Origin of the sequence: Sporosarcina sp. D27 (assembly GCF_000586555.1) — a bacterium.
GTDB lineage: Bacteria > Bacillota > Bacilli > Bacillales_A > Planococcaceae > Sporosarcina.
The window spans coordinates 20,581-45,918 of sequence record NZ_AZUC01000017.1; the positions used below are offsets into that span (position 1 = coordinate 20,581).

Genomic DNA, 25,338 nt, shown 5'->3' on the forward strand with positions numbered 1-25,338 from the left:
TGTAAGAATATATTAGATTTGAATTCAGTGGGATCGCTATCCGTTCGGATCAGCTTACCAGGGTGAAGCTATTACTTCATGTACGTAATCATTTCACGAATACGCTTGTAATCGCCTGAAGAAATGAGTGATCCTTTGCGCAAGTGACGCTTTGCTTTTGTCGACTTGTTAGCGAAAAGGTGGCTAGTTTTAGCGCGGCCGCGCTTCACTTTACCGCTTCCTGTTTTTTTGAAACGTTTCGCGGATCCGCGGTGAGTTTTCATTTTTGGCATGATCTGTTCCTCCTAAATCGTTTGTTCGTATTACTTTTTTTCAGCAATTGGAGCAAGCATCAAGAACATGCTGCGTCCATCCATCTTAGGGCGGACCTCAACTGTTCCAACTTCTTTACAAGCTTCTGCAAACTTGTCAAGAACGCGCTGTCCAATTTCTTTGTGAGTAATCGCACGTCCGCGGAAACGGATGGATGCTTTTACTTTGTCACCAGCTTCAAGGAATTTAATTCCGTTACGAAGCTTTGTTTGAAAATCGTGCTCATCGATTGTCGGGCTAAGCCGAACTTCTTTGACCTGGATAATCTTTTGATTCTTTCGGACTTCCCGCTCTTTTTTCTGCTGCTCGAACTTAAACTTTCCATAGTCCATAACGCGGGCTACAGGCGGTTTAGCTGTTGGCGCTACAAGGACGAGGTCCAAGTTGGCACGTGCAGCAATGTCAAGTGCTTCGTTGCGGGACTTAATGCCGAGCTGATCACCATTGTGGTCGATAAGTCGTAGTTCACGGGCACGAATTCCTTCGTTCACATACATATCTTTGCTAATCGTAATCCACCTCCGAATAATATCTCGCGAATACACTGTTTGAGCAGTCTGCACCGATTCGGCACAGCTTGCAAAACCGTTCAGCATTCTGAGCCTTCAGGTAATGAGGCAATAAAAAAAGCAGACAAATGGATGATTTGTCTACCCGCAATCGCACACGTATTTACACACGTGGCTTCACTACTGTGCTAACCTCAACAACTACCAATTTGGCGTCGATCAGGTGAGAAGCGGGCAGCTCCTTCTTGTATCACAAACTGTATTCTTTAACCTTATCTACTTTATCATCCTTTAGAGAAAGTGTCAAGGGTTTTTCATTGAAATAGAAAGTTAGCGTGTTGATTTGCGCTTCGGGCGGACGCTTTCCGAGGGGCACGGCTTCAGCCGCTTCCTTCGCTTTGCTCAGTCCAGGGTCTTCAGCTCGTGCTGATCCCTTCGGAGTCGCCGCCCTACGCTACAATCAACGGTATCGTTCTTAGACTTGCTATTCTACTAGAAACTGCACCAATTTAATGAGCTACGTCACTTTTCAAGAGTTCTAGGAATGCTTCGAATGCCATGGATTCGGAGTTTTGTTCTCCGTATTTGCGGACGTTGACGTTGCCCGTTTCGATTTCTTTGTCTCCTAGTACGAGCATGTATGGAACTTTTTGAACTTGGGCTTCACGGATTTTGTAGCCAATTTTTTCTTCGCGGCTGTCGAGGTCTACTCGGTATCCAGCTGCGACGAGTTGTTCGCGGACTTTGTCTGCGTAGTCGAAGTGTGCTTCAGGTGATACTGGAATGACTTCGACTTGGATTGGTGCGAGCCATGTTGGGAATGCTCCTTTGTATTCTTCGATTAAGAAGGCTACGAAGCGTTCCATTGTGGATACGACACCTCTGTGGATGACTACTGGACGGTGTTGCTTTCCGTCTTCTCCGACGTAAGTAAGGTCGAAGCGTTCTGGTAGCAAGAAGTCCAATTGAACTGTGGAGAGTGTTTCTTCCATTCCTATTGCCGTTTTCACTTGGACGTCAAGTTTAGGACCATAGAATGCCGCTTCGCCGTCTGCTTCAGTGTAGTCAAGGCCCATGTCGTCCATCGCGTCTTTCAACATGTGTTGTGCGCGTTCCCACATTGCATCATCATCGAAATACTTCTCAGTGTCTGCAGGGTCCCGGTATGAAAGACGGAACGAGTAGTCCGTAATGTTAAAGTCTTTATATACATCAATGATAAGTTGAACTGTACGCTGGAACTCGTCTTTAATTTGGTCTGGACGAACGAAGATGTGTGCATCGTTCAGAGTCATCCCACGAACCCGTTGAAGACCTGAAAGTGCTCCCGACATTTCGTAGCGGTGCATTGTGCCGAGTTCCGCGATACGAATTGGCAGGTTCCGGTATGAGTGAATACCATTTTTGTAGATCATCATGTGATGAGGGCAATTCATCGGGCGAAGTACTAAGTCTTCGTTGTCCATACTCATTACAGGGAACATGCCGTCTTGGTAGTGATCCCAGTGACCCGATGTTTTGTACAACTCGACGCTACCTAGAACTGGTGTGTACACGTGGTCGTAGCCAAGACGCTCTTCTTTGTCTACGATGTAGCGCTCGATCACTCGACGAATTGTTGCACCTTTTGGAAGCCAAAGTGGAAGTCCCTGGCCGACTTTTTGAGAGTTCATGAACAAATCTAATTCTTTACCAATTTTACGGTGATCGCGTTCTTTTGCTTCTTCTAGCATTTTCAAGTGCGCTTGAAGTTCTTCTTTTTTGAAGAAAGCTGTTCCGTAAATACGCTGTAACATTTTGTTATCGGAATTACCGCGCCAGTAAGCACCAGCGATACTTAGCAACTTGAATTCTTTGAGCTTACCTGTATACGGCACGTGGACGCCACGACACAAGTCGAAAAACTCTCCTTGTTCATAGATGGAAACCTGCTCATCTTCAGGAATAGCTTGGAGCAATTCCAATTTGTATTCGTCATCGATTTCTTTAAAGCGACGCTCCGCTTCAGCGCGTGACACGTCGTGACGAACCACTTCCAAGTTCTCTCCGATAATTCGTTTCATTTCTTTTTCAAGTTCTGGTAGGTCATCTGCAGTAATCGGTGTAGGAGAATCGATATCATAGTAGAAACCATTATCAATTGCTGGACCTATTCCAAGTTTTGCATCCGGGAATTTACGTTTTACTGCTTGAGCTAGTAAGTGAGCGGTACTGTGGCGTAAGATTTCAAGTGCTTCTGGAGATTGTTGAGTAACGATCGCAATATCTCCATCTTGTTGGATTGGTGTTTTCAAGTCGATGAGCTGTTCACCGAGCTTACCTGCAAGTGCACTTTTACGAAGTCCCGGGCTGATTGAAGCTGCTACATCTTCAGTTGTTGTGCCAGCAGGAAACTCCTTAACCGCGCCATCCGGAAATTTTAAATGAATTGAATTTGACATGTCAATGCACTCCTTTTATCTATTTTTGAACACAAAAAAGCCCCATCCCATAAAGGGACGAGACTTGTACTCGCGGTTCCACCCTTCTTCCTCCAATCCGGAACAAACCGGAAAGATGAAGCTTAAAGCGGCTAACGGGCCGGGGCCGTCAACAGGTACTTAAGAGCATACTCAATGGTTCCCTGTTGCTGCTCAAAGGCGGTAGATTGGTGTCGTGTCCTGCAAGGTTCTCAGCAAATCCCTTGCTCTCTGTAGGCCGTTCCAACAATCGTTGTCCTTGTCAAAGCATTTTATCATTGTGTTGTGATTAGTATAGTGAATGTTATCGGGAATTGCAAGAGGATTACAGAAAACAATCAGTCTTTTCCAGGATTTCTACGATTTTTCCCTGATAATAACATCGGATCACTCATTATTTTAATCCGTTCCATGATGCGTGCAGCTTTGATGGGTTCTTTCTCACCACGTTGTGAAAAGGTGAGATGATGCTCTAGTTCAGATAATGTAAAGTTCGATGTAAAAAATGTAGGAAGCTGATCTGCCATGCGATACTGCAGTATGGTTCCTAACACTTCATCGCGCGCCCAGGCTGTCATCGATTCTGCACCAATGTCGTCAATCATGAGAACTGATGCCTTTTTTACAAAATCAATTTTTTCGTTCAGAGAATTATCCTGAATCGACTGTTTTATTTCACGTAAAAATTCAGGTAAGTAAACCACTACAGTACGTATTTGCCGATTTGCCAATTCGTTAGCAAGAGCACCTAAAATAAAGGACTTTCCGGTACCAAACTTACCATGGATATACAATCCTTTTTCAGGTAGAACACCGGTTTCTACGTATTGTGTAATGAATTCACTTGCCTTATCCACGATATCTAGACGGCTGGAATCGTAATATGTGTCAACATCAATGAGTTGTGCTTTCATGACATCTTTAGGCATGTACAAGCTATTCAGCATCTTATTAACAGCCCGCTTCTCATCGTCCCGTTCTTTCTTCGGACAGCGGGTATATGTCACATCGATTAGCCCCTGATTTAAGGTTAGCTTTGGTTCGAACCCCTTCATAACATTAATACATCCTTCAAGGTTTGGACACTTGTCACATTGATGAGATGCAGATATGAATTCGTAAAGCTTATTCAAACTCTTCTCCACAACTTGTTTATCAATCTCATTTGCATGATCTTCTATGAATTGTTGGACTTTCTCATTTGCAAGGACTTCGTTTCTTAACTCGTCATATCTTGCAGCTAAAGTTGGCGCGTTAATCACTCTTTTCATAGCCTCTCCTATACGCTCCATTTAATTCACCCCTTTTCGCATTGATTCTAATTTGGCAAGTAATTCTTTTCGTTTTCTGTCATTTTCCATTTCTTCTTCGGGATTGACTTCTTTTTGAACAGAAGGCTCCTCGTCTTTGTTAAGGAACCATTCAGGCAATTTTTCTTCGCGAGTCGGCTTTTTACGTTGATTATTTGTTTTGCCGCCTTCTTTCATCCATTGTGTATACTCGTCATGCTCTTTTCGCGAATAGTCGATTGCCTTTTCGACAGTATCTACTTTGTTCATCGCCCACCGTGAAGCAATTCGTTCTGCAAACCCATTTGTAATTTTCCCATCATTATGAAGCACAATATAATGCAAAAGAACATTGATAACGCCAAATGATAATTTGTGAACATTCATAAGTCGTTCTGCTATTTTCACATCTACAGAAAAAGGCTCAGCCCCTATCAAATCAAACAAAAGTTCTTTAGGAGAGGTGCTTTCAAAATATGCGATGAGCTCTTGTTGCTTGGATTGCGGCTTTTGGGATTCAGAATTACCTTGTGTCATATCAGGCACATAAACCTTATTTAACTTCGGTGCAGCTTTTGAGATGTTCATTTTATAAAAGTCAGTAGCAGCTCTACGAAGTCGTTCTTCAGGAACTTCAAGATTCTCATCCAGTGCCATCATAATCACTTTTTGCATATCTATAGGCGAGAGTGAATACAAAAATGCTAATTTCCCAACTAACTCCCTTGAAACGCCTGCGATTGCACGTCTAGGTACCATCTGTTCTGAAAGACCGCTCATCATTAAGTCAAAGTCAAAAAAGCTATGGTCGAACGGAATACCATTAGATTCTTTACGATCACTCAGCTGCTGTTCGTTAAGTAGCTCATGGGCATTTCCATTAACCGGTGTATAAACATCTAAAAAATTTCTTGAAACTTCTTTATAGTTTTCCATATCCAATTGTTCTGTAACGAATCGAGAACGTAATTCTCTATAAGCTTGTTCTCCGATTTTACTGAATAAGAACGTGGCAAGTAATGGATCGTGAAAGAAACGTTCCGCATCTAACGGTGGGAGCAACTCATAGACAAATGTTCTGTTTTCCTCATCTGAGTTCATGTAAGAACGTAGTAAGCCAATAGCCTCCAATGAAATTCTAGCTTGAAAGACAGTTTTCAGCGGCATGCTTAAGTTGTTCATGAGATGGTAATGGCTAAACTGACGTTTTTCATTTGTCTCGCCATCTGCCCACATAGTTAAAAACAAACTTATCGGCTCAGGACCTATTAATGGTTGATAAAAGAGGGAGAGAAGTTGTCTGTCATAATCGGAAAATGGAGTAGAAAACCTTAACATATACGTATCAACAGGTTGCAGTTCTTGGTAAAGCATACTCATTTCCCCTCCTTACACTTCGGAAGGTCCCTCTGAACCGTTCTTTTCACGAAGGGGACCTTTTTGTAAATTCTTCAATTCTTCAATGAACATCGTGATGTTCTGGTAGTCACGATAGACCGATGAAAAGCGAACGTAAGCCACTTCATCGACATCTGCAAGGCGTTCCATGACCATCTCTCCGACATCGTGAGAAGCAATTTCAGAAACCCCACTGCTTTTTAGTTCTTTTTCGATGGATGCCACGATATTTTGTAAATCTTCCAAAGGAACAGGACGTTTCTCGCACGCTCGAACTAAGCCCCTTAACAATTTTTCACCCATGAACTCTTCACGGGTTCCTTCTTTTTTCACGACAATGAGTGGTGCTTCTTCTACTTTTTCAAAAGTTGTAAACCGGTAGTTGCATTGCTCACATTCTCTGCGTCTGCGGATAGAGCTGTTCTCTTCAGCTGGTCTCGAGTCGACAACACGCGTTCCGTTATATCGGCAAGCTGGACATTTCATAATTCGTTCCTCCGGTTTTCTGTAGTTCATCTAGTATAACAGAGAGAGCGTTTTCACAACACCCGTGATTACTTGAGTGGCGTTTAAGGTTGTTTTCCGCCACAAAAAAGACTGCCGATTCTTTCGCTCTTTCAAGCAGCAAGAAGGACAGTCTTTCAATAGGAAATTACGCTTTTACACTAGCGCGGAGTTCTTTCGCAACTTTTTTAGTTAAGTCAACCACACGTGCCGAATAGCCCCATTCGTTGTCATACCAAGCTAAAACTTTCACTTTACGATCTCCGATGACCATAGTCGATAACCCGTCAATGGTTGCTGAATCGGATGTGTTGTTGAAATCGATCGAAACGAGTGGTTCCATTGTTAAGCTAAGGACGCCTTTCATAGGACCTTCCATTGCTTTTTTGAACACTTCGTTAACTTGCTCTGCAGTAACATCTTTCTTCACGTCTACCACAAGATCCACTAGTGAAACGTTAGGAGTTGGAACACGTAGCGCCATTCCATGAATTTTGCCTTCAAGTTCAGGAAGCACAAGCGATAGTGCTTTTGCTGCTCCAGTTGAAGTTGGAATGATGGACTGACCACATGAGCGCGCCCGACGAAGGTCTTTGTGTGGATTGTCCAAGTTCTTTTGATCGTTTGTATACGCATGTACAGTCGTCATCAACCCGTTTTCAATGCCGAATTCGTCATTAAGGATTTTAGCGACTGGTGCGAGACAGTTCGTTGTACAACTTGCATTCGAAATAACGTCGTGCTTATCAATGTCTAATTTTTCATCGTTGACACCCATGACAATCGTGATGTCTTCATTTTTACCTGGCGCTGACAAGATTACTTTCTTGGCACCGGCTTCTAGGTGAAGGGCAGCTTTGTCACGCGCGTTGAACACACCCGTCGCTTCAATGACGATATCTACGCCAAGCTGTTTCCAAGGGAGTTTGGATGGATCCCGTTCTGCGACAAGTTCTACACGCTTGCCATTGACAAGCAATGCATTTTCTTCAACTACTACATCGCCATCGAACGTTCCGTGGGTTGTGTCATACTTAATCAAGTGTGCTAATGTTTCTGGTGGGTAAAGGGCGTTAATCGCAATAGCAGTAACCTCATCCTCTACTATCAACTGCCGGAATACCATGCGGCCGATTCGACCAAAACCATTAATCGCTACTGATGTTGTCATGAAAAGTCCTCCCAATATGTATGATGTTATACTGTTTAATGAAATATCGTAATTAGTATAACACAATTTTGCCACGTGGAAAGAGTTTGTGCAACATTGAACAATGTTTGATTTTTCAGAACCGGTTCAGACTTGCCAGTTCAGTAAGACGTCCTCTACTTGTCTTTCGGTTTCAACTAATTTTCCATTGTTATCAATCACAGCATCAGCGCCCTGTTCTTTAAACTCCATAGGTAGTTGAGAGGCAATTCTTGAATCTGCCTCTTGTTCTGATAACTGATTCCGACTCATCAAACGCTCTTTTTGAACTTCAGGAGTGACGGAAACTACTAGGATTTTTTCTACATAATCATGTAGCTTGTTTTCAAATAGTAATGGAATATCCAAAATGACGGTTTTCGCTCCCGCTGCCAGATGTGCTTCTTTTTGCGCAATAAGCTCTTTCCGTATTGCTGGATGAATCATATTGTTCAATTGTTCACGCTTCTTGTCATCGCCAAAAATCAGCTGCCCCATAACCGCACGGTCCATTGAGCCATCTTCTCGTATGACTTCACGCCCAAATACTGTTTCAATTTCCTTTAGCACAGGACTGCCAGGCTCCACAACCAACCGGGCAATCTCGTCCGCATCGACTACCGGGTAACCTCGATCTTTCAAAAGGTTAGCGACTGTGCTTTTACCGCTCGCAATACTTCCTGTTAGACCAATAATCATCCGTGTGCTCCTTTTTAGTGTTGACATTTTTTACAGTAAGTTGATGTCCGATTCGCGATTTGAATCGAAGCCGTCTCCGAACCACATATAGGACATACTTTACGTCCATACATTTGCAAACGATTCTGCATGGAACCCGCTTCACCGTTTATATTTCGATAGTCGGAGATCGAACTCCCTCCCGCTTGGATACTTTCGTCCAATACGTTAACTATTTTTCTAAACAATTGTTGTTTTCTGTGGCGACTAATCCTGCCTGCTGCTCGATTCGGATGGATCCCCATCCTAAACAGTGCTTCTGTTGCGTAAATATTACCGCAGCCTGAAATGATCTGGCCATCCATGATGACCTCTTTAATCGGCTTTTTTGCATATTTATCTTGATTCGTTTTTGTGATGAAAAACTCTTCTGCATCTGCATCAAATGGTTCGGGAGCCATCAATGTAAGCGGGAGATGATCTTGTTCACACGTCAGTAATCGAAGTTCTCCAAAACGTCGGATATCCGAATAGACTAGAAGACCACCATCTTCAAGCTGAAAGATTGCGTGTATATGATTTCGAAACTTTTGCTCCTGGATTTCAGTGATTGCATTCACAACGAACCAGGCTCCAGTCATTCCTAAGTGGCTAACAAGGAGTCTGCACGTATCGTCTTTGATGAGATGAAAATAGATATATTTACTACGCCTCGTAACAGCTTCGATTTTATATCCAGCAAGTTCTGCAGAAAATTGATCAACTGATTGGCCTTTTACAATGGCTTCCTTCCCTGCAGCTTTTGAGGCTGATACCGTTTCTGAAACTTTCACATCACATATTGTACGCCCACTAGCAACAGGTGCTAACGAGCGTACAACTCCCTCTACTTCAGGTAATTCCGGCATCGGGCTTCCCTCACTTCGTGTCGTACCAACTTGCACCATAAGCGGAATCCACTTTTAGGGGAACATCCAGTTCCAACGCAGACTCCATCACTTCAGGTACGATTTTCTTTAATTGTTCCAGTTCTTCTTCAGGTGCTTCAAATATCAATTCATCATGTACTTGCAACAACATACGAGCTTGTAGTCCTTCTGTTTCCAGACGTTTGTCCATATCGATCATCGCTTTTTTAATAATATCCGCTGCGGTCCCTTGAATCGGTGTATTCATCGCAGTTCGTTCAGCAAAGCCGCGCAAGTTAAAGTTCGAACTTGTAATATCAGGTAAATAACGACGACGATTCAACATCGTAGAAACAAATCCACGTTGTTTCGCATCGATGATAATATCATCCATATATTGCTTTACTCCTGGGAAGCTCGCTAAATATGTGTCGATAAATTCAGCAGCTTCCTTACGTGGAATATCCAAACTCTGTGATAAGCCATAGTCACTGATCCCGTATACAATTCCAAAGTTAACCGCCTTAGCTGCTCGTCTCATGTTCGATGTTACTTCTTCTTTAGATACCCCGAACACATCCATCGCAGTTTTCGTGTGAATGTCTTCCCCTGCACGGAATGCTTCGATTAGTTTTTCATCCTGCGAAATGTGTGCAAGAACACGCAACTCAATTTGTGAGTAATCCGCTGCAAACATAATCCAATTCGGTTCTGAAGGAACAAATGCTGCTCGAATCTTCCGTCCTTCTTCCAAACGGATAGGAATGTTTTGTAAGTTCGGATTGATGGAGCTCAACCTTCCTGTTTGTGTCAATGCTTGCTGGAAACGTGTATGAATTTTACCGTCTTCATGGATTTCTTTCGACAATCCATCGATATACGTCGATTTCAATTTTCCAAGCTGTCGGTACAACAAAATGTGTTCAATAATTTCATGCTCTGGTGCTAACTTTTCAAGCACGTCCGCAGCCGTGGAATAGCCTGTTTTCGTTTTCTTAATTGGCGTTAAGCCAATCTTTTCAAAAAGAATCACTCCAAGCTGTTTAGGTGAATTAATGTTAAAAGGCTGTCCTGCCAACTCGTAAATTGTAGTTTCCAGATGTTCAAGTCGACTTGTCAATTCTGTACCGATTGTTTGGAGTGTGTCCAAATCCGTTTTTACACCGGTGGATTCCATTTTCCCTAAAATTTTTGCTAGCGGTAATTCAAGATTATGATACAACTCGTATTGTTCGTTCTGACGAAGTTTTTCAGAAACAGGCTCAAACAAATTCCAAACCGCAACGGCTTTGGTACCCGCATGCTGAGCGATTTCTTCAGTTGCTGGAACTGCTTTTTTAGCACCTTTTCCAAATACCTTTTCGTCTTTCTGAATTCCATTCCAACCGACTGATGCAGCCGCTTCTGATACATCGTCAAACGACAATGATGGATTCACAATATACGCAGCGAGTGTTAAATCGAAATCGATTCCTGATACAGGTATGTCAATTGCCGCCAAAGCTGCAAAAAGGGCTTTCGCATCTGTCGTGAATTTCTTTGTCTCTGAATCAGCAAGCCACTTCTTCAACACGACATCCTGTTTCAAATCATCCATGGGTACATAAAAAACGTTATCACCGTTTGTCATAGCAACTCCAAAAAGTTCCGATGTTAAATAGTTATCGTCCATCATTTCCAAGTGGACTGCCATCTGATTGGAAAGATCAGCTTCACTCAGTTTGTGTTTAATTTCTACTTCAATCGCTTCAACAGCCTCTGTTTCAACGCCTTCTACGCCCATTTTTTCAAGAAGCGTTGTGAATTTAAGTTCTTTATACAATGACGTAAGTTGTTCTTCGTCCGGACCACTATAGGACAAATCCTGAAGGCCAATCGTAATTGGTGCATTTACTTCAATCGTGGCCAGCTGCTTACTCATATACGCCTGATCCTCGTTATTCGTCAAGTTCTCTTTCAACTTTTTACCACTTATTCCGTCAAGAGACTCGTATACGTGTTCCACGGATCCGTATTCCTTCAACAGTTTCAGTGCAGTCTTTTCACCAATGCCAGGTACCCCAGGAATGTTATCCGATGCATCTCCCATCAAGCCCTTCATATCGATGATTTGAAGGGGTTCGATCCCATACTTCTCTTCTATATGTGCAGGCGTATAGAGTTCCATATCTGTGATTCCTTTTCTCGTGATGCATACAGTTGTTGAAGACGTAGCAAGTTGCGTCAAGTCCTTGTCTCCGGAAATGACAACAGTCTTTGCCCCTTCTTCACTCGCAGTACGGCTCAAAGTTCCGATAATATCGTCTGCTTCAAAGTTCTCCAATTCATATTGTGGGATATTGAACGCAGTCAATAATTTACGCAAGTATGGAAATTGTTCAGATAGCTCAGGTGGAGTTTTTTGTCTCCCACCTTTATATTCACTGAACGTGCTATGTCGGAATGTGGTCTTCCCTGCATCCCAAGCAACGAGCACATGGGTCGGCTGCTCTTCTTTTAAAATATTTTGCAACATCATCGTGAATCCATAAACTGCATTTGTATGGATACCACTGTCATTTGTTAATAACGGCAATGCAAAAAATGCACGGTAAGCCAAGCTGTTCCCGTCAAGTAATACAATTTTTTTAGTCGTCACGTAGCTCGTCCACTCCTTCATAAAAAAACGTCGTCTTCTTCCATCTTACCACGAGGGTAGGATGAAATGAAAACGACGAGGTCCTTCTCTATTCCGTTGAATGCAGGTGCTGATGGATGGGTAATTTCATGAAAAACTCAGATCCTTCCCCAAGCTCACTTTCCACCCAAATACTTCCATGGTGCGCTTCAAGTAAGTGCTTGACGATTGCGAGTCCTAGTCCTGTACCGCCTGAATCTCGACTTCTCGCTAAATCAGCGCGGTAAAATCGTTCAAACACTCTTTGTAGCTTTTCCTTTTCAATGCCAATGCCTTCGTCAGCAATTGATATCAAAACGGAATTATGATCTTTCTTTCCAGATATACGAATCGTTGTCCCTTGCTTTGAATACGTGATAGCATTGATCAGCAAGTTCACAAGCACTTGCATAAGGCGACCGCTATCCGCCTCAATCACTAAGTCACTCATCTCTTCTATCTCGATAGTCATTTGTTTTTCTGCAAGTTTGCCGGAGACTAGCTGAGTAGCCTCCTGAATTGTAGTTGCAGCATTGACTTCCGATAAGTTAAGAGTGAACCCATGCTGCTCAATTCCTGACAATTCCAGTAGATCAGACACAAGTGAATGCAGACGTCCGCTCTCTTTTTCGATAATGGTGATGAAGTCCCGTGAAATATCAGGATCCGAAAGCGCTCCATCCAGCAGCGTCTCAGCAAATCCTTTAATAGATGTAACAGGTGTACGTAATTCATGGGAAACATTCGCAACGAAATCTTTTCGGACTTCTTCGAGTTTAATGATCTTTGAAATATCGTGGAACACCACAATGATTCCCAGCCAATTCCCATGTCGTCCTATAACGGGAGCACCATAAACCGTCAAGTCGAGAGGACCATATTCTTGTTGAATTCGGATTTGTCGCTCATGGACTTGTTCTGAAAGAAACACATTTTCAATCAATTGTTCGGCAGCTATCGGTAAACCGATTTCTTTATAGGATTTTCCAATTGCATCAAGTGAGGAAGCATTGAATGTTTGCGCAAAAACCCCGTTCATCAGATTAACGGTTCCTCCTCTGCCCAACATCAGTAAACTGCTGCCGATACTTTCAATTAGCGTTTTAAGCCGCTCTTTTTCCATCGACCTAACAATTTGGGTCTCCTGGCCATTCCGTGCAATCTGGTTAATGGAAACAGCTAAATTCCCAAGATCCTTGAATTCACTCACGCTGGCGCGGGCTTTGTAATCGCCGCTTGCGAGTTTCCTTGCAACAAGTGTTAGTTCGTCAACTGGTTTTGTAAAATGATAGATGACTCTCGATACGGTAAACAAACTTAAGGTTAAAAACAAAACAATGACCACAGTTAAGTAGAGAAAAAATTTTTTCTCCAATGATGAATCTACGTTAGCGCCCACTACATTGAAAAATTGACTGATGACTATCCACAAAACAATTGAAAAGACAACTAGTGTAACACTAGTTGTTAGTAGAATCCTTGAGGAATGACCTTCTTTTTTCATGAATATTCCTCGAATTTATAACCGATCCCTCGCACAGTTTTAATAGAACGTGGCTTTTTCGTATCTTCTTCAATTTTATCGCGAAGATGACTAATGTGAACATCGACAATTCGAGTATCTCCACTAAAATCATAGTTCCACACTGCGGATAACAGCTGATCTCTTGATAAAACACGATTTTTGTGTTTCATAAGATGCACAAGAAGTTCAAATTCCTTCGGCGTGAATTCTAGTAGTTCTCCATTCAGTTCAGTCTGATAGCGCTCGAGATAAACCGTCAATCCATTGATACTAATACTATCACTTGGCTGCTTCGGACCATTAGCGCGACGCAAAACCGCTTTTACACGCGCCGTCAGCTCACGTGGACTAAAAGGCTTGGTCATGTAATCGTCAGCACCAATCTCCAATCCTAATACTTTGTCAGTCTCATCGCCTCGTGCTGTCAACATGATAATAGGAGTTTCCACATTACGTTGCCGTAAGTTCCGACAGACATCGATACCATCCATCCCTGGGAGCATGATATCCAGCACTATTAAGTCAGGTTTGTTCTTTGTAGCTGTTTCCAAGGCTTCTAAACCGTTCGTAACTACTATTGTACGATAACCATTCTGTTTAAGATTGTAGTCAAGAAGTGTACAAATAGACGGGTCGTCTTCTACAATTAATATCGTTTTCGTTGAAATCGCTTCTATCGTATCCATATTTGTATCCATATTAAAAATTATCCAGTGATTGTGAAGTTAGTTGTTTTTCTTTTAATTCGGGTGCCGCAACGCTAACAGATCCTGTAATTATCTGATCACCAGATTCGTTAAACGCACTAACAAAAATGTCAATTCTATTCTCATCCGTATGAACTTTTTGAACTTCCAATGTGATCGCTACAGTTTCATAATGATACACAGGAACAGGGAACTCTAAATGCTGTGCCAGAATATAGGAACCTGGACCTGGTAAATATTTAGAAACTGCCGAAGTGATAATACCAGTCAGCATGAGTGTCGGTACAATCGGTTTTTTAACGTCTGTCTGTGAAGCGAAATCATGTTGAATATAGATAGGATTCGGATCGTTCGTCAACCCGAGATAAAGCAGGAGATCTCTATCTTCAATCTTTTCAGTCAATTTAAGTTTCTCTCCAACCTTAATATCGTTAATCCCTCTTCCGACTCTTCTCTTTTTACCAAGTATCAAAAAAAGTCCCCCTTATTAGGTACTATCCTTCTTCTTAAAGTCTATCATAAAACAAAAATAAATCGAGTAGTGTCTACTGTCACTACTCGGTTTATTAGACTATCAGGCGAGCACTTGCATGACCGCTTTCACGGAGTCTGCGGATTTACTCAATGCCTGCTTCTCTTCACCTGTCAGCTCAGGCTCAATAATCTTTTCAATGCCATCTTTACCGAGAACTGTTGGAACCCCTAAGTAAATCCCATCCATTCCAAATTCCCCTTCCAGATAGGCAATCGCAGGAATAATGCGTTTCTGATCTTTAAGAATTGCTTCTGCCATTTCAACTAGAGAAGCGGCTGGCGCATAATATGCTGAGCCATTGCCAAGCAAGTTGACAATCTCTGCCCCCCCTTTACGCGTCCGGTTTACGATTTCTTCAATTCGTTCAGCTGAAAGCAATGAAGCAATTGGAACACCACCCGCTGATGAATAACGGACGAGTGGTACCATATCGTCACCATGACCACCTAATACAAATCCAGATACATCCTTCACAGAAACGTTTAGTTCTTGTGCAACGAACGTACGGAAGCGCGCTGTATCCAGAACCCCTGATTGTCCAATTACCCGCTCTTTCGGTAATCCTGATTCTTTGTAGACCGTATATGTCATCGCATCGACTGGGTTTGTTAAGACTAGGATAGTTGTATTAGGTGAGTACTTCACGATTTCAGCTGTCACAGCCTTCATGATTTTCTGGTTCGTCTGCACAAGATCATCCCGACTCATTCCTGGTTTGCGCGCAATGCCCGCTGTAATGATGACAATGTCCGAATTCTTAGTGTCTGCATAGTCAGCAGTCCCTGAGATGGATGCATCGAACCCTTGCACGGGACTTGCTTCCAGCATATCCAGCGCCTTCCCCTTCGTCGAATTCTCCATATTCGGGATGTCCACCAACACTACGTCACACAATTCTTTCTGAGCAAGCAAAAACGCAGTCGTAGCCCCCGTAAATCCAGAACCAATAACAGAAACCTTTTTACGAATCATAGACATACTAAAACTCCCTTTCAGAAATGAAATTTGTGAATCACTAATTTCAATGAGGTAACTTTCACCTAAATACACAGTTGATTGAAGCGAAAGACGGCGACTCCTGAGGGATCAGCGAAGATCGAAGACCCTGGACTGAGCGTAGCGAGGGAAGCGGCTGAGATCGAGCCCCTAGGAAAGCGTCCGTCTGTAGCGTAAATCAACCCTGTCAACCTATTTTTATATAAACAAAAAGCAGAGGCTACAATTAAAGCTCTGCTTTTTGTCTCTTACTTATTTAGTACCTGTCGAATACGTAACGTAAACTTATAGGTTTTTAATTAACTCGTCAGCGAACTCAGAAGTCTTCACTTCAGTTGCGCCATCCATCAAACGTGCGAAATCATAAGTAACCACTTTAGAAGCGATTGTCTTTTCAATTGACTTCGTGATCATGTCTGCAGCTTCGTTCCAGCCAAGGTGCTCAAGCATCATAACGCCAGAAAGAATAACAGATGATGGGTTTACTTTGTCAAGACCAGCATACTTCGGTGCAGTACCGTGTGTTGCTTCGAAGATTGCGTGTCCTGTTAGGTAGTTGATGTTAGCGCCTGGTGCGATACCGATTCCGCCGACTTGCGCAGCAAGTGCATCAGAAACGTAGTCACCATTCAAGTTCATTGTTGCAACAACGTCGAATTCTTTCGGACGTGTCAAGATCTGCTGAAGGAAGATATCAGCGATAGAATCTTTAACGATAATTTTGCCAGCAGCTTCAGCGTCAGATTGCGCTTTGTTTGCAGCATCTGTACCTTTTTCATCTTTAATGCGGTCGTATTCGTTCCATGTGAATACTTTGTCGCCGAATTCTTGCTCAGCTACTTCATATCCCCAGTTTTTGAATGCGCCTTCTGTGAATTTCATGATGTTTCCTTTGTGTACAAGTGTCAAAGATTTGCGGCCTTCTTTAATTGCATAGTTCAAAGCACCGCGAACTAGACGTTTTGTACCTTCTTCAGAAATCGGCTTAATGCCAAGTCCTGAAGTTTCAGGGAAACGGATGTTTTTAACATTGAACTCGTCTTGTAGGAACTTGATAAGTTTTTTAACTTCGTCAGAACCTTCTTTGTACTCGATACCCGCGTAAATATCTTCTGTGTTCTCACGGAAGATGACCATGTCACAGTCTTCAGGACGTTTTACTGGTGAAGGAACACCTTCGAAGTAACGTACCGGACGTAAGCATGTATAGAGATCAAGTTCTTGACGAAGTGCCACGTTCAATGAACGGAATCCACCGCCAATTGGAGTAGTCAAAGGACCTTTAATCGCAATTAGGTATTCTTCAATCGTATCGAGTGTAGCTTGTGGAAGCCATTCTCCAGTTTCGTTGAATGCTTTCTCTCCTGCCAACACTTCTTTCCAAACAAGTTTACGCTTACCGTTGTACGCTTTATCTACTGCACCTTCAAGTACGCGAGAAGCAGCATGCCAGATATCTGGACCTGTTCCATCACCGATGATGAATGGAACTGTTGCGTGATCGGGAACGTTTAATACACCGTTTGTTACTGTGATTTTACCTTCATTAGCCATTATAATTCCTCCCAAAGTCATAAGTATAGGGCCGGTATGATGATATACCGCCCCAAAGATTTTTGCTAATTAGCGCTGATCGATTGGCACATATTTTTGCATATCAGGTCCGATGTACTCGGCACGAGGACGAATCAGACGGTTGTTATCATACTGCTCTAGAATGTGCGCAATCCATCCAGAAATGCGGGAAACCGCAAAAATCGGAGTGAATAGATCATGATCAATCCCAAGTGAATGATAAACCGAAGCTGAGTAAAAATCAACGTTTGGCGGTAATTTTTTCTCACCAGTAACGATTTTCTCAATTTGCTCGGACATACGGAAGTATTTTCCTTCTCCGCGTAGTTCTGTTAACTTTTCGGACATTTCACGAAGATGCTTAGCACGCGGGTCTCCTTTGCGGTAGACGCGGTGGCCAAAGCCCATAATCTTTTCTTTGTTCGCAAGTTTGTTGTGGATGTACTCGTCCACTTTGTCTTCGTCGCCAATCTCCATCAGCATTTTCATAACTTGTTCGTTCGCGCCACCGTGCAAAGGACCTTTAAGTGCTCCAATTGCAGCTGTTACGCCTGAATACAAATCAGATAGAGTTGCCACACAAACACGTGCAGTAAATGTGGATGCGTTCAACTCATGGTCTGCGTGTAAGACAAGTGCTTTGTCAAATGCTTCAATTTCAATTGCTTCTGGTTTTTCGCCATTCAGCATGTAAAGGAAGTTTGCTGCATATCCAAGGGTTGTATCAGGAGCTACTGGCTCTAGCCCTTTGCGAATACGAGCAAATGCAGTTACAACTGTTGCAATTTTCGCTTGAAGTTTAATCGCCTTCAGATAGTTTTCTTCTTTGGACATATCTTCAGCTTTCGCGTCATATAACCCTAATAAGGAGATTGCTGTGCGCAATGCTGCCATCGGGTGGACGTCTTTGATTGGATACGTTTTGAAATGAGCGAGCACTTCTTCTGGTACGGACATGTTGTCTGCCAATTGCTGCTTCAATTCAGCCAGCTCGTCTTCATTTGGTAGACGCAGGTGCCAGAGAAGATAGACGACTTCCTCGAAACTTGCATTATTTGCAAGATCGTCAATGTCGTACCCGACGTATGTAAGGGTATCATCGATGATTGAACTGATCGCGGATTGTGTCGCTACAATTCCTTCTAAACCTTTAGTAGATGTCATGAAACTCTCTCCTTCAGTCAGCAGCCTTCTAACCACCCGTGGATTTTTTGTCTACCGGTTTGGGCAGTCGGCTGATCTGCTAATATTGTTTCCGCCTAAAAACGCTTACAAAACTCATTATAATCAACTTTGTCTGTTTTGTGAATGAAAATGCATGCGATTTCCAGGAAATCTATTAAATCGGAGTGAATTTCTATCAAAAAGTGGAATAATACAACCTTTTTTAAACAGTACATTGTCCCGTTCTTACCTGGAGTAATCGGTGGAATCTTTATATTTCTAGTGCCCCCTGCTGGTATCGCAATCATTCTAGCCTATTTCGCAGCCCCTGTTGTAAACTTCACCAATCAAGTTCTGCGCTTACCTAGAACACTTTCTACTTTGGTTGCCATGTCAGTTATCATCAGTTTGGTTGTAGGGATTTCAACTATGGCTATCCAAGGGTTGATCGACACATTACCAATTGCTGAGCGTCATTTGGAACCCTATACCGGAAATCAGGACTGGTCAGGTGTTGCCATTACGTTTTTAAAAGAAAATGTCTTAACGGCAGGTCACACTCTTGTTGAACACACGTTCACATTTACAGGAGTTCTCTTTCAACAAGTGTTCACTCTCTTTATCTTTCTGGTCGCCTTTTTCTTTGCACTACGAGAAACAGGAAAAGACCGATTCTGGTTCCTCGTTTACTTTCCAGCATCGATGCGGCGTCAGGCACATCGACTTTTTAAAAAGTCAGGAGAACTCATCGGTCATTTCATTTCCATTGAAGCTCGTCTAGTTTGTCTTACATTTCTACTATTGTGCTTCGGTTTCTTTTTCCTATCGTTTTCGTCACCCATCGGAACTGCATTTCTAATATCCCTCGCTGACAGTCTGCCTTTCTTGGGAATTGGGTTGTTCCTTCTACCGATGATACTCTTTTATTTTTATACAGGAAATTTTATTTTCGGTTCAGCATTACTGCTGCTCTACATCCTGACGCTTGTGACTCGTCAAATCGCAGAGTCATACTTGTGGGCATCCACTTTCCGAGTCAAACCGGTCCATGCATTTCTCATCACTGCCAGTTCGTTTTACTTGTTCGGATTGCCAGGAATTTTACTGACACCATTCCTTCTGTTCACAGCAATGAAAATCAGACACCACCCAAAGTTTATCGAATGATGAGTGTCCCTTTTTTCATCTTCTTGTAAATTAGTTGAATGATAAAGGGACGAATCATTTTTCTCGGCCAGCTGAAGAGTAATAGCAGACCCAACACATCTGTGATGAAACCTGGTACTAGCAACAGCAGACCTCCTGCAAAAATACACAATCCATCTATGATCGGCGGCCCCGGAGGATCTCCTGCAGCCATTCGTTCTCGAAATTCTACAATCGCTCTAAACCCTTGTCGCTTCGCCAAATAAGCGCCGCCAATCCCAGTAATAGCAATTATGGCGAGGGTTGGCATAACACCTATATGATTTCCAGATACAAGTAGTAATGTGAGTTCACTTGCAGGAACGACTAAAAAAAGAAGCAGTAACCATTTCATCTTCATATCTCCTCTTTGAGAAAAACCGCTATCCTAAAATTAGGTAGCGGTTTTTTGTTTATAGAACTTTAGCATGGCCTTTATATACAACGCCTGTTTCAGCGTCCATGGTAATCTCTTTGTCATGCTTGATAATTTCGGTTGCGTTTTTCACGCCGACAATTACAGGAATACCTAAATTCAATCCGACGATTGCTCCGTGACTTGTAAGTCCGCCCTCTTCTGTTATGAGTCCTGCGCACTTTTCAAGTACTGGTAGCATATCACGGTCTGTCGAATTCGTCACAAGGATTGCACCTTCTGCATCGAACGCTTCCGCTTCTGCTGCGGTACGTGCAACGATTGCTCTGCCATACGCTACAGATTTACCGATACCTTGTCCCTTTGCTAGAAGATCACCAATGACATGGATTTTCATCAGATTCGTTGTACCTGCTTCACCAACTGGTACTCCTGCCGTAATGATAACGACATCACCATGCGTGACATACTTATGTTTAACACTTTCTTCAACCGATTCTTCAAGAATCGAGTCAATCGAACTGACACGTCTTCCGGCAATTGGATACGCTCCCCACACGAGTGTGAGACGACGAGCGACTTGCTCAGATGAGGTTACAGCAATTATCGGACATCCTGGTCGATATTTAGAAATCATCCGAGCAGTCGTTCCGCTTTCAGTAGGGGCAATCACTGCATTCACATTTAAGTTAATCGCTGTGTAAGCAGCGGCTTGTCCAATGGCATCCGTCAAGTTACCGTGCTTTTCTCTACGACGCGTAGAGATGAAAGAACGATAATCGAAAGACTCTTCTATCTTGTTCGCAATCCGTACCATTGTTTCCACAGATTCTACAGGATACAAACCAGCCGCAGTTTCACCTGACAGCATAATTGCATCGGTTCCATCAAAAATCGCGTTCGCAACATCACTCGCTTCTGCACGAGTTGGACGTGGATTCCGTTGCATGGAATCGAGCATCTGTGTTGCTGTGATAACAGGTTTACCTGCTTGATTACATTTTTTAATAAGTTGCTTTTGAATAACCGGAACTTCTTCTGGCGGAATTTCCACACCAAGATCTCCTCGAGCGACCATTAGACCATCCGATACTTCAATGATGGCATCAATATTATCGACACCTTCTTGGTTCTCGATTTTAGGAATGATATGGATATTCGATCCACTGTTTTTTTCTAACAGTTCTCGTATTTCCAATACATCTTCTGCACGTTGGACGAATGATGCAGCGACAAAATCGACATCTTGTTCAATCCCGAATAGGATATCTTCTTTGTCTTTTTCTGTGATTCCCGGAAGCTGAACTGAAACACCAGGAACGTTGACGCCTTTTTTATTCTTCAGCTCCCCAGAGTTCATCACTTCAGTGTGAATCAGTCCTTCAGCTTTACTCTTATCTAGTACTCTCAACATGACGAGACCGTCATCCAGAAGAATCGTATCGTTTTTATCCACATCGTCAATTAGTTGGTCATAAGTAATTGAGAAACGCTCTTTCGTCCCAACGACTTCTTGCATAGAAACGTCAATCTTTTGACCAGCTGTTAATTCGATTAGGCCATTTTCCATCGAATGCGTTCGAATTTCCGGTCCTTTAGTATCGAGTAAAATTCCGACAGTCTTTTGTTTAGCAGCTGCTACTTTGCGAATTGCTTTTATCCGTTGAAGATGTTCGTCATGATCTCCGTGAGAGAAATTCAAGCGAGCCACATTCATACCTGCATCGATTAGTTGCTCAAGACGTTCTGGTGATTCACTTGCTGGACCGATTGTACAAACGATTTTTGTTTTCCTCATTGGTTCAGGCCACTTCCTTTTCACTGATTTACATCAAATAGATAATTCTTTAGATAGTGTATACATATCTTTCTCAAATTCAGAATCCCCATCAAATACACGTGCTAAATCATATTCGATGACCTGATGATTTTTCATGCCAATCGCAACTGTTTTGCCACCGTTTTTCAATGCTTCGACAGCGCGTGCTCCAAATTGACTCGCAATAACTCGATCCCTAGCAGATGGAGAGCCACCACGTTGAATATGGCCTAATACGGAAACGCGCGTATCAATACCTTCTTCTGTACTTAGTTTCTCAGCAAGCAAGGATGCAGACATCACACCTTCAGCGACAATAATGATACTGTGCTTTTTGCCTCGATGCGTTCCTCGTCTCAGACGTTCAAGGATATCCGGTAAATCATACTTTTCTTCAGGGATGAGAATGGTTTCGGCTCCACCTGCAAGACCTGACCATAGAGCCAAGTCACCTGCGTTACGTCCCATCACTTCTACTATGAAGGTCCGCTCATGGGAGGTTGCTGTATCTCGTATTTTATCAATTGCATCGATAACTGTGTTCAATGCTGTGTCGAAACCGATTGTGAAGTCAGTTCCGTTAATATCATTATCAATTGTAGCTGGAACACATGCACAAGGAATACCAAGTTTCGATAGTTCTAATGCACCTCTGAATGAGCCGTCTCCTCCAATTACTACGACGCCTTCAATTCCATTCATTTTGAGCTGTTTGAGCGCTTTTTTACGCCCTTCGATTGTAGTGAATTCCGGACAACGCGCTGACCGAAGCATGGTGCCCCCGCGTTGGATGATGTCACCGACGGATCCAAGTTGCAAAAGTTCAATTTTCCCGTCGATTAAACCCTGGTATCCATTATAAACGCCTGCGACTTCAAGTCCTTCATAAATTGCTTTCCGGACGACAGCTCGTACAGCAGCATTCATACCTGGCGCGTCTCCACCACTTGTTAATACAGCGATTTTCTTCATCCGTAAACCCTCCTTACAATAAAGTAGAATCATACAAATTACTCAGAAAACACACCGATCTTCCTGAATTTATCATAACGGTCTTGAACAAGGCCATCAGCATCGAGCTTACTCAACTCGTTCAGAGCGTTTGTTAAAACTGTTCTCATATTCTTCGCTTGTTGTTTCGGATCACGATGTCCTCCACCTAATACCTCAGGAATGATTTCGTCAATAATATCCATCTTCAACAATTCCGGTGCAGTGATTTTCATCGCCTCTGCTGCTTCTTTAGAATACGCAGAGTCTTTCCACAGAATCGAGGCTGCGCCTTCAGGGGAAATGACCGAATAGGTAGAGTGCTCAAGCATATAAATACGATTTGCTACACCTAAAGCTAGTGCACCACCACTTCCACCTTCTCCAATAACAATAGAAATAACAGGTACAGTGAGACTTGCCATCTCTACAAGATTGCGAGCAATTGCTTCACTTTGACCGCGCTCTTCAGCTGCGCGCCCTGGATAGGCACCTTTCGTATCAATCATACAAATGATTGGTCTGCCGAATTTTTCAGCTTGTTTCATCAAGCGCAATGCTTTTCGGTATCCTTCAGGATGCGGCATTCCGAATGTACGCTTTACATTTTCTTTTGTGTCTTTACCACGTTGATGACCGATTATTGTAACCGGTTCTCCATCGAATGAACCAATTCCACCGACTATCGCAGCATCATCACCGAATGCACGATCGCCATGAAGTTCGATGAAATCTTCAAATAGCTCTCCAATGTAGTCATACGTCGTCGGACGCTCAGGATGGCGTGCCACTTGTACACGTTCCCACGTCTCCATGTTGCCATATATATCGTTTTCCAACTTTATCAAACGATCGTTCAAGTTCCGAATCTCTTCGGACAAGTCTACTTCGTTCGTTTCAGTGAACTCTTTTAGTTCCTGGATTTTTTCTCGTAATTTTATAATAGGCTCTTCAAATGACATGGTCTTTTTCATTGTGCTGCCTCCCCCTTCGTATGAAGTCGGATAATGCGAGAAAGCATATCCTGCAAGTCTACACGATGGACGACTGCATCCAACTGACCATGTGCTAGTAGAAATTCAGCCGTTTGGAAGTCTTCAGGTAACTTTTCACGAACAGTTTGCTCAATAACCCGGCGACCTGCAAATCCAATAAGCGCCTTTGGCTCTGCGAGATTAATGTCACCGACAGAAGCAAAACTTGCCGAAACCCCACCCGTCGTTGGATAGGTCATTATAGAGATATATAAAAGTCCTTTTTCAGAGTGACGGTTTAATGCAACACTCGTTTTTGCCATTTGCATAAGGGACAGAACGCCTTCTTGCATGCGTGCACCACCACTCGCCGAAAAGATAAGCATAGGAATTCCGAGCTCTGTCGCTTTTTCGACCGCTCTCGTAATCTTTTCTCCCACAACTGACCCCATGGACCCCATGCGGAAATGAGCGTCCATGATAGCGATTGCCACTTCATTACCGTCAATCTTTCCTGTACCTGTCAGCACAGCTTCGTTGAGTCCTGTTTTCTCCGCATCTTTTTTTACTTTCGCTGTGTATGCAGGAAACTCTAATGGATTTTCAGTTGCGAGATGATCATCCATGGACACAAACGTTCCTTCATCCATTAAGGAATCAATTCTTTCTTGTGCTGTCATTTTAAAATGGAAATCACATTTCGGACAAACTTTAAGGAGCTTGCCTAATTCTTTTGTCGGTTCAACGTGCTTACATTCTGGACATTTCGTCATAATTCCTTCTGGTACATCGCTCTTAGATTTTGCATTCGGCATGATTGCCTGCTGTTTTTTCACATTTGTAAATAGGTCCCTTAGCATTCGTGTTCGCCCCTTCTTTCACCAATGACAATGTCAAGCCATTCCGTATACCGCATAACGGCTAGATGGCTATTACCGTTCATCATCTCTTTAAGTAAATTCGTTGCTACTTCTTTTTCGTCTTCTGCCATTGTTTCATGATACGGAACGCGGCTATATTGTTTCAATAAAAACCAAATTTTCAATGACAAGCGATTTTCTGAAACCACTACAATCTCTTGTAACAATTCTTCCCTTATGATTGGTTCGGTCCCTTGCAATTTAGCTAAAAAGCTTCCCCATACAGGAAGCGTTCTTCGTTCAGGATCATTGGAAATACATTCAATGGCCGCTTTTTCATGAATTCGCCGCGTATCATCCACAGACTTTAAGGATTGTGGATTTTGCATGATAAACGTGGAAAGAATCTCCACTAACTGATGCTTTTTATAGTCCGCGAGAAACGTTCCCTCTCCCCTTCTTGTTTCAATCAGTCCAAGAAGTTCAAGACTTCGGAGTGCTTCTCGAATTGTGGATCTACCTACTTGTAACCGATCCGCTAGCACACGTTCAGAAGGTAACTTATCCCCAATGACGGCACCCTCTTCTTTAATGATCGTACGCAGATCCGAAACAATATCCAGAAATCGTTTCGATGATGGACGAGAGTTTTCCATGTCCAAACTCCTTTTTATGCTACATTCTAAAGTGGTCAGACCACTATCCTTTATTAGCATACAAAAAAGCACGC

Annotated in this window: 23 protein-coding genes and 1 other annotated feature; of the genes, 1 reads left to right on the forward strand and 22 read right to left on the reverse strand. The window is 42.8% G+C overall.

Annotated elements, in window-relative coordinates:
• Positions 1–71: 71 nt before the first annotated feature.
• The 16 genes from rpmI to citZ all read right to left on the reverse strand — a co-directional run bounded on the left by rpmI (position 72) and on the right by citZ (position 18,404).
• Entirely contained in the window at positions 72–272 is a 201-nt protein-coding gene (gene rpmI / locus N693_RS0105195; protein ID WP_025783745.1) for a 50S ribosomal protein L35, read from the reverse strand.
• 30 nt (positions 273–302) lie between these two features.
• A complete protein-coding gene (gene infC / locus N693_RS0105200; protein WP_025783746.1) occupies positions 303–809 on the reverse strand; it encodes a translation initiation factor IF-3 in 507 nt (168 codons plus the stop codon).
• Between the two features lie 521 nt (positions 810–1,330).
• A complete protein-coding gene (gene thrS / locus N693_RS0105205) occupies positions 1,331–3,262 on the reverse strand; it encodes a threonine--tRNA ligase (RefSeq protein WP_025783747.1) in 1,932 nt (643 codons plus the stop codon).
• Positions 3,263–3,312: 50 nt separating this feature from the next.
• Positions 3,313–3,555, reverse strand: a binding site (T-box leader).
• A gap of 63 nt (positions 3,556–3,618) precedes the next feature.
• Positions 3,619–4,572 (reverse strand): primosomal protein DnaI, encoded by a 954-nt coding sequence (gene dnaI, locus N693_RS0105210; RefSeq protein WP_025783748.1) that lies wholly within the window; start codon positions 4,570–4,572, stop codon positions 3,619–3,621.
• Positions 4,573–5,943: a replication initiation and membrane attachment family protein gene (locus N693_RS0105215; RefSeq protein ID WP_051508687.1), complete on the reverse strand. Its 1,371-nt coding sequence runs from the start codon at positions 5,941–5,943 to the stop codon at positions 4,573–4,575.
• A 15-nt stretch (positions 5,944–5,958) separates the two neighbouring features.
• Positions 5,959–6,453: a transcriptional regulator NrdR gene (gene nrdR, locus N693_RS0105220; protein WP_025783750.1), complete on the reverse strand. Its 495-nt coding sequence runs from the start codon at positions 6,451–6,453 to the stop codon at positions 5,959–5,961.
• A 166-nt stretch (positions 6,454–6,619) separates the two neighbouring features.
• Positions 6,620–7,642 (reverse strand): glyceraldehyde-3-phosphate dehydrogenase, encoded by a 1,023-nt coding sequence (locus N693_RS0105225; protein WP_025783751.1) that lies wholly within the window; start codon positions 7,640–7,642, stop codon positions 6,620–6,622.
• A 126-nt stretch (positions 7,643–7,768) separates the two neighbouring features.
• Positions 7,769–8,359 carry a dephospho-CoA kinase gene (coaE, locus tag N693_RS0105230; protein WP_025783752.1) on the reverse strand — a complete coding sequence of 197 codons (591 nt, stop codon included), beginning with the start codon at positions 8,357–8,359 and terminating at the stop codon, positions 7,769–7,771.
• A 14-nt stretch (positions 8,360–8,373) separates the two neighbouring features.
• On the reverse strand, positions 8,374–9,246 hold the full coding sequence (gene mutM, locus N693_RS0105235; RefSeq protein ID WP_025783753.1) for a bifunctional DNA-formamidopyrimidine glycosylase/DNA-(apurinic or apyrimidinic site) lyase: 873 nt from the start codon (positions 9,244–9,246) through the stop codon (positions 8,374–8,376).
• 10 nt (positions 9,247–9,256) lie between these two features.
• Positions 9,257–11,884 (reverse strand): DNA polymerase I, encoded by a 2,628-nt coding sequence (gene polA, locus N693_RS0105240; protein ID WP_025783754.1) that lies wholly within the window; start codon positions 11,882–11,884, stop codon positions 9,257–9,259.
• An 88-nt stretch (positions 11,885–11,972) separates the two neighbouring features.
• Positions 11,973–13,406, reverse strand: coding sequence for a two-component system histidine kinase PnpS (gene pnpS, locus N693_RS0105245; protein WP_025783755.1), 1,434 nt, complete (start codon positions 13,404–13,406; stop codon positions 11,973–11,975).
• Positions 13,403–14,125: a response regulator transcription factor gene (locus tag N693_RS0105250; RefSeq protein ID WP_253271157.1), complete on the reverse strand. Its 723-nt coding sequence runs from the start codon at positions 14,123–14,125 to the stop codon at positions 13,403–13,405. Before N693_RS0105250 ends, pnpS begins: the two co-directional genes overlap by 4 nt.
• Position 14,126: 1 nt before the next feature.
• Positions 14,127–14,606 (reverse strand): MaoC/PaaZ C-terminal domain-containing protein, encoded by a 480-nt coding sequence (locus tag N693_RS0105255; RefSeq protein WP_025783757.1) that lies wholly within the window; start codon positions 14,604–14,606, stop codon positions 14,127–14,129.
• A 102-nt stretch (positions 14,607–14,708) separates the two neighbouring features.
• Positions 14,709–15,647, reverse strand: coding sequence for a malate dehydrogenase (gene mdh, locus N693_RS0105260; protein ID WP_025783758.1), 939 nt, complete (start codon positions 15,645–15,647; stop codon positions 14,709–14,711).
• Between the two features lie 303 nt (positions 15,648–15,950).
• Positions 15,951–17,219 (reverse strand): NADP-dependent isocitrate dehydrogenase, encoded by a 1,269-nt coding sequence (icd, locus tag N693_RS0105265; RefSeq protein WP_025783759.1) that lies wholly within the window; start codon positions 17,217–17,219, stop codon positions 15,951–15,953.
• Positions 17,220–17,288: 69 nt separating this feature from the next.
• Positions 17,289–18,404 (reverse strand): citrate synthase, encoded by a 1,116-nt coding sequence (citZ, locus tag N693_RS0105270; RefSeq protein ID WP_025783760.1) that lies wholly within the window; start codon positions 18,402–18,404, stop codon positions 17,289–17,291.
• A 267-nt stretch (positions 18,405–18,671) separates the two neighbouring features.
• On the opposite strand from citZ, the gene N693_RS0105275 reads away from it, so the two are divergent.
• The gene (locus tag N693_RS0105275; protein WP_256378126.1) at positions 18,672–19,571 is read left to right on the forward strand and encodes an AI-2E family transporter; all 900 of its coding nucleotides are present in this window, start codon (positions 18,672–18,674) and stop codon (positions 19,569–19,571) included.
• Here N693_RS0105275 and N693_RS0105280 read toward each other — a convergent pair.
• From N693_RS0105280 to N693_RS0105305, 6 genes are read right to left on the reverse strand one after another with little or no spacing between them, the layout of a single operon-like run.
• Positions 19,561–19,944 carry an FxsA family protein gene (locus N693_RS0105280; RefSeq protein WP_025783762.1) on the reverse strand — a complete coding sequence of 128 codons (384 nt, stop codon included), beginning with the start codon at positions 19,942–19,944 and terminating at the stop codon, positions 19,561–19,563. The two genes, N693_RS0105275 and N693_RS0105280, sit on opposite strands and share 11 nt — an antisense overlap.
• A 58-nt stretch (positions 19,945–20,002) precedes the next feature.
• The gene (gene pyk, locus N693_RS0105285; RefSeq protein ID WP_025783763.1) at positions 20,003–21,763 is read right to left on the reverse strand and encodes a pyruvate kinase; all 1,761 of its coding nucleotides are present in this window, start codon (positions 21,761–21,763) and stop codon (positions 20,003–20,005) included.
• 33 nt (positions 21,764–21,796) lie between these two features.
• The gene (gene pfkA, locus N693_RS0105290; protein WP_025783764.1) at positions 21,797–22,756 is read right to left on the reverse strand and encodes a 6-phosphofructokinase; all 960 of its coding nucleotides are present in this window, start codon (positions 22,754–22,756) and stop codon (positions 21,797–21,799) included.
• A gap of 38 nt (positions 22,757–22,794) precedes the next feature.
• The gene (locus N693_RS0105295; protein ID WP_025783765.1) at positions 22,795–23,748 is read right to left on the reverse strand and encodes an acetyl-CoA carboxylase carboxyltransferase subunit alpha; all 954 of its coding nucleotides are present in this window, start codon (positions 23,746–23,748) and stop codon (positions 22,795–22,797) included.
• Positions 23,745–24,608: an acetyl-CoA carboxylase, carboxyltransferase subunit beta gene (gene accD, locus N693_RS0105300; RefSeq protein ID WP_025783766.1), complete on the reverse strand. Its 864-nt coding sequence runs from the start codon at positions 24,606–24,608 to the stop codon at positions 23,745–23,747. The genes N693_RS0105295 and accD overlap by 4 nt, the downstream gene beginning before the upstream one ends.
• Entirely contained in the window at positions 24,602–25,264 is a 663-nt protein-coding gene (locus N693_RS0105305) for a FadR/GntR family transcriptional regulator (RefSeq protein ID WP_025783767.1), read from the reverse strand. Before N693_RS0105305 ends, accD begins: the two co-directional genes overlap by 7 nt.
• Between the last annotated feature and the right edge of the window lie 74 nt (positions 25,265–25,338).

What these genes read in the sequence shown, in the direction of transcription:
- N693_RS0105295 (WP_025783765.1), bottom strand. Translation starts at nt 23,748, where the DNA reads ATGAAAAAGACCATGTCATTTGAAGAGCCTATTATAAAATTACGAGAA.
- pnpS (WP_025783755.1), bottom strand. Translation starts at nt 13,406, where the DNA reads ATGAAAAAAGAAGGTCATTCCTCAAGGATTCTACTAACAACTAGTGTT.
- pfkA (WP_025783764.1), bottom strand. Translation starts at nt 22,756, where the DNA reads ATGAAGAAAATCGCTGTATTAACAAGTGGTGGAGACGCGCCAGGTATG.
- coaE (WP_025783752.1), bottom strand. Translation starts at nt 8,359, where the DNA reads ATGATTATTGGTCTAACAGGAAGTATTGCGAGCGGTAAAAGCACAGTC.
- citZ (WP_025783760.1), bottom strand. Translation starts at nt 18,404, where the DNA reads ATGACATCTACTAAAGGTTTAGAAGGAATTGTAGCGACACAATCCGCG.
- pyk (WP_025783763.1), bottom strand. Translation starts at nt 21,763, where the DNA reads ATGAGGAAAACAAAAATCGTTTGTACAATCGGTCCAGCAAGTGAATCA.
- N693_RS0105280 (WP_025783762.1), bottom strand. Translation starts at nt 19,944, where the DNA reads ATGAAATGGTTACTGCTTCTTTTTTTAGTCGTTCCTGCAAGTGAACTC.
- thrS (WP_025783747.1), bottom strand. Translation starts at nt 3,262, where the DNA reads ATGTCAAATTCAATTCATTTAAAATTTCCGGATGGCGCGGTTAAGGAG.
- N693_RS0105225 (WP_025783751.1), bottom strand. Translation starts at nt 7,642, where the DNA reads ATGACAACATCAGTAGCGATTAATGGTTTTGGTCGAATCGGCCGCATG.
- N693_RS0105305 (WP_025783767.1), bottom strand. Translation starts at nt 25,264, where the DNA reads ATGGAAAACTCTCGTCCATCATCGAAACGATTTCTGGATATTGTTTCG.
- dnaI (WP_025783748.1), bottom strand. Translation starts at nt 4,572, where the DNA reads ATGGAGCGTATAGGAGAGGCTATGAAAAGAGTGATTAACGCGCCAACT.
- mutM (WP_025783753.1), bottom strand. Translation starts at nt 9,246, where the DNA reads ATGCCGGAATTACCTGAAGTAGAGGGAGTTGTACGCTCGTTAGCACCT.
- N693_RS0105250 (WP_253271157.1), bottom strand. Translation starts at nt 14,125, where the DNA reads ATGGATACAAATATGGATACGATAGAAGCGATTTCAACGAAAACGATA.
- rpmI (WP_025783745.1), bottom strand. Translation starts at nt 272, where the DNA reads ATGCCAAAAATGAAAACTCACCGCGGATCCGCGAAACGTTTCAAAAAA.
- mdh (WP_025783758.1), bottom strand. Translation starts at nt 15,647, where the DNA reads ATGTCTATGATTCGTAAAAAGGTTTCTGTTATTGGTTCTGGATTTACG.
- icd (WP_025783759.1), bottom strand. Translation starts at nt 17,219, where the DNA reads ATGGCTAATGAAGGTAAAATCACAGTAACAAACGGTGTATTAAACGTT.
- infC (WP_025783746.1), bottom strand. Translation starts at nt 809, where the DNA reads ATGTATGTGAACGAAGGAATTCGTGCCCGTGAACTACGACTTATCGAC.
- nrdR (WP_025783750.1), bottom strand. Translation starts at nt 6,453, where the DNA reads ATGAAATGTCCAGCTTGCCGATATAACGGAACGCGTGTTGTCGACTCG.
- N693_RS0105215 (WP_051508687.1), bottom strand. Translation starts at nt 5,943, where the DNA reads ATGCTTTACCAAGAACTGCAACCTGTTGATACGTATATGTTAAGGTTT.
- accD (WP_025783766.1), bottom strand. Translation starts at nt 24,608, where the DNA reads ATGCTAAGGGACCTATTTACAAATGTGAAAAAACAGCAGGCAATCATG.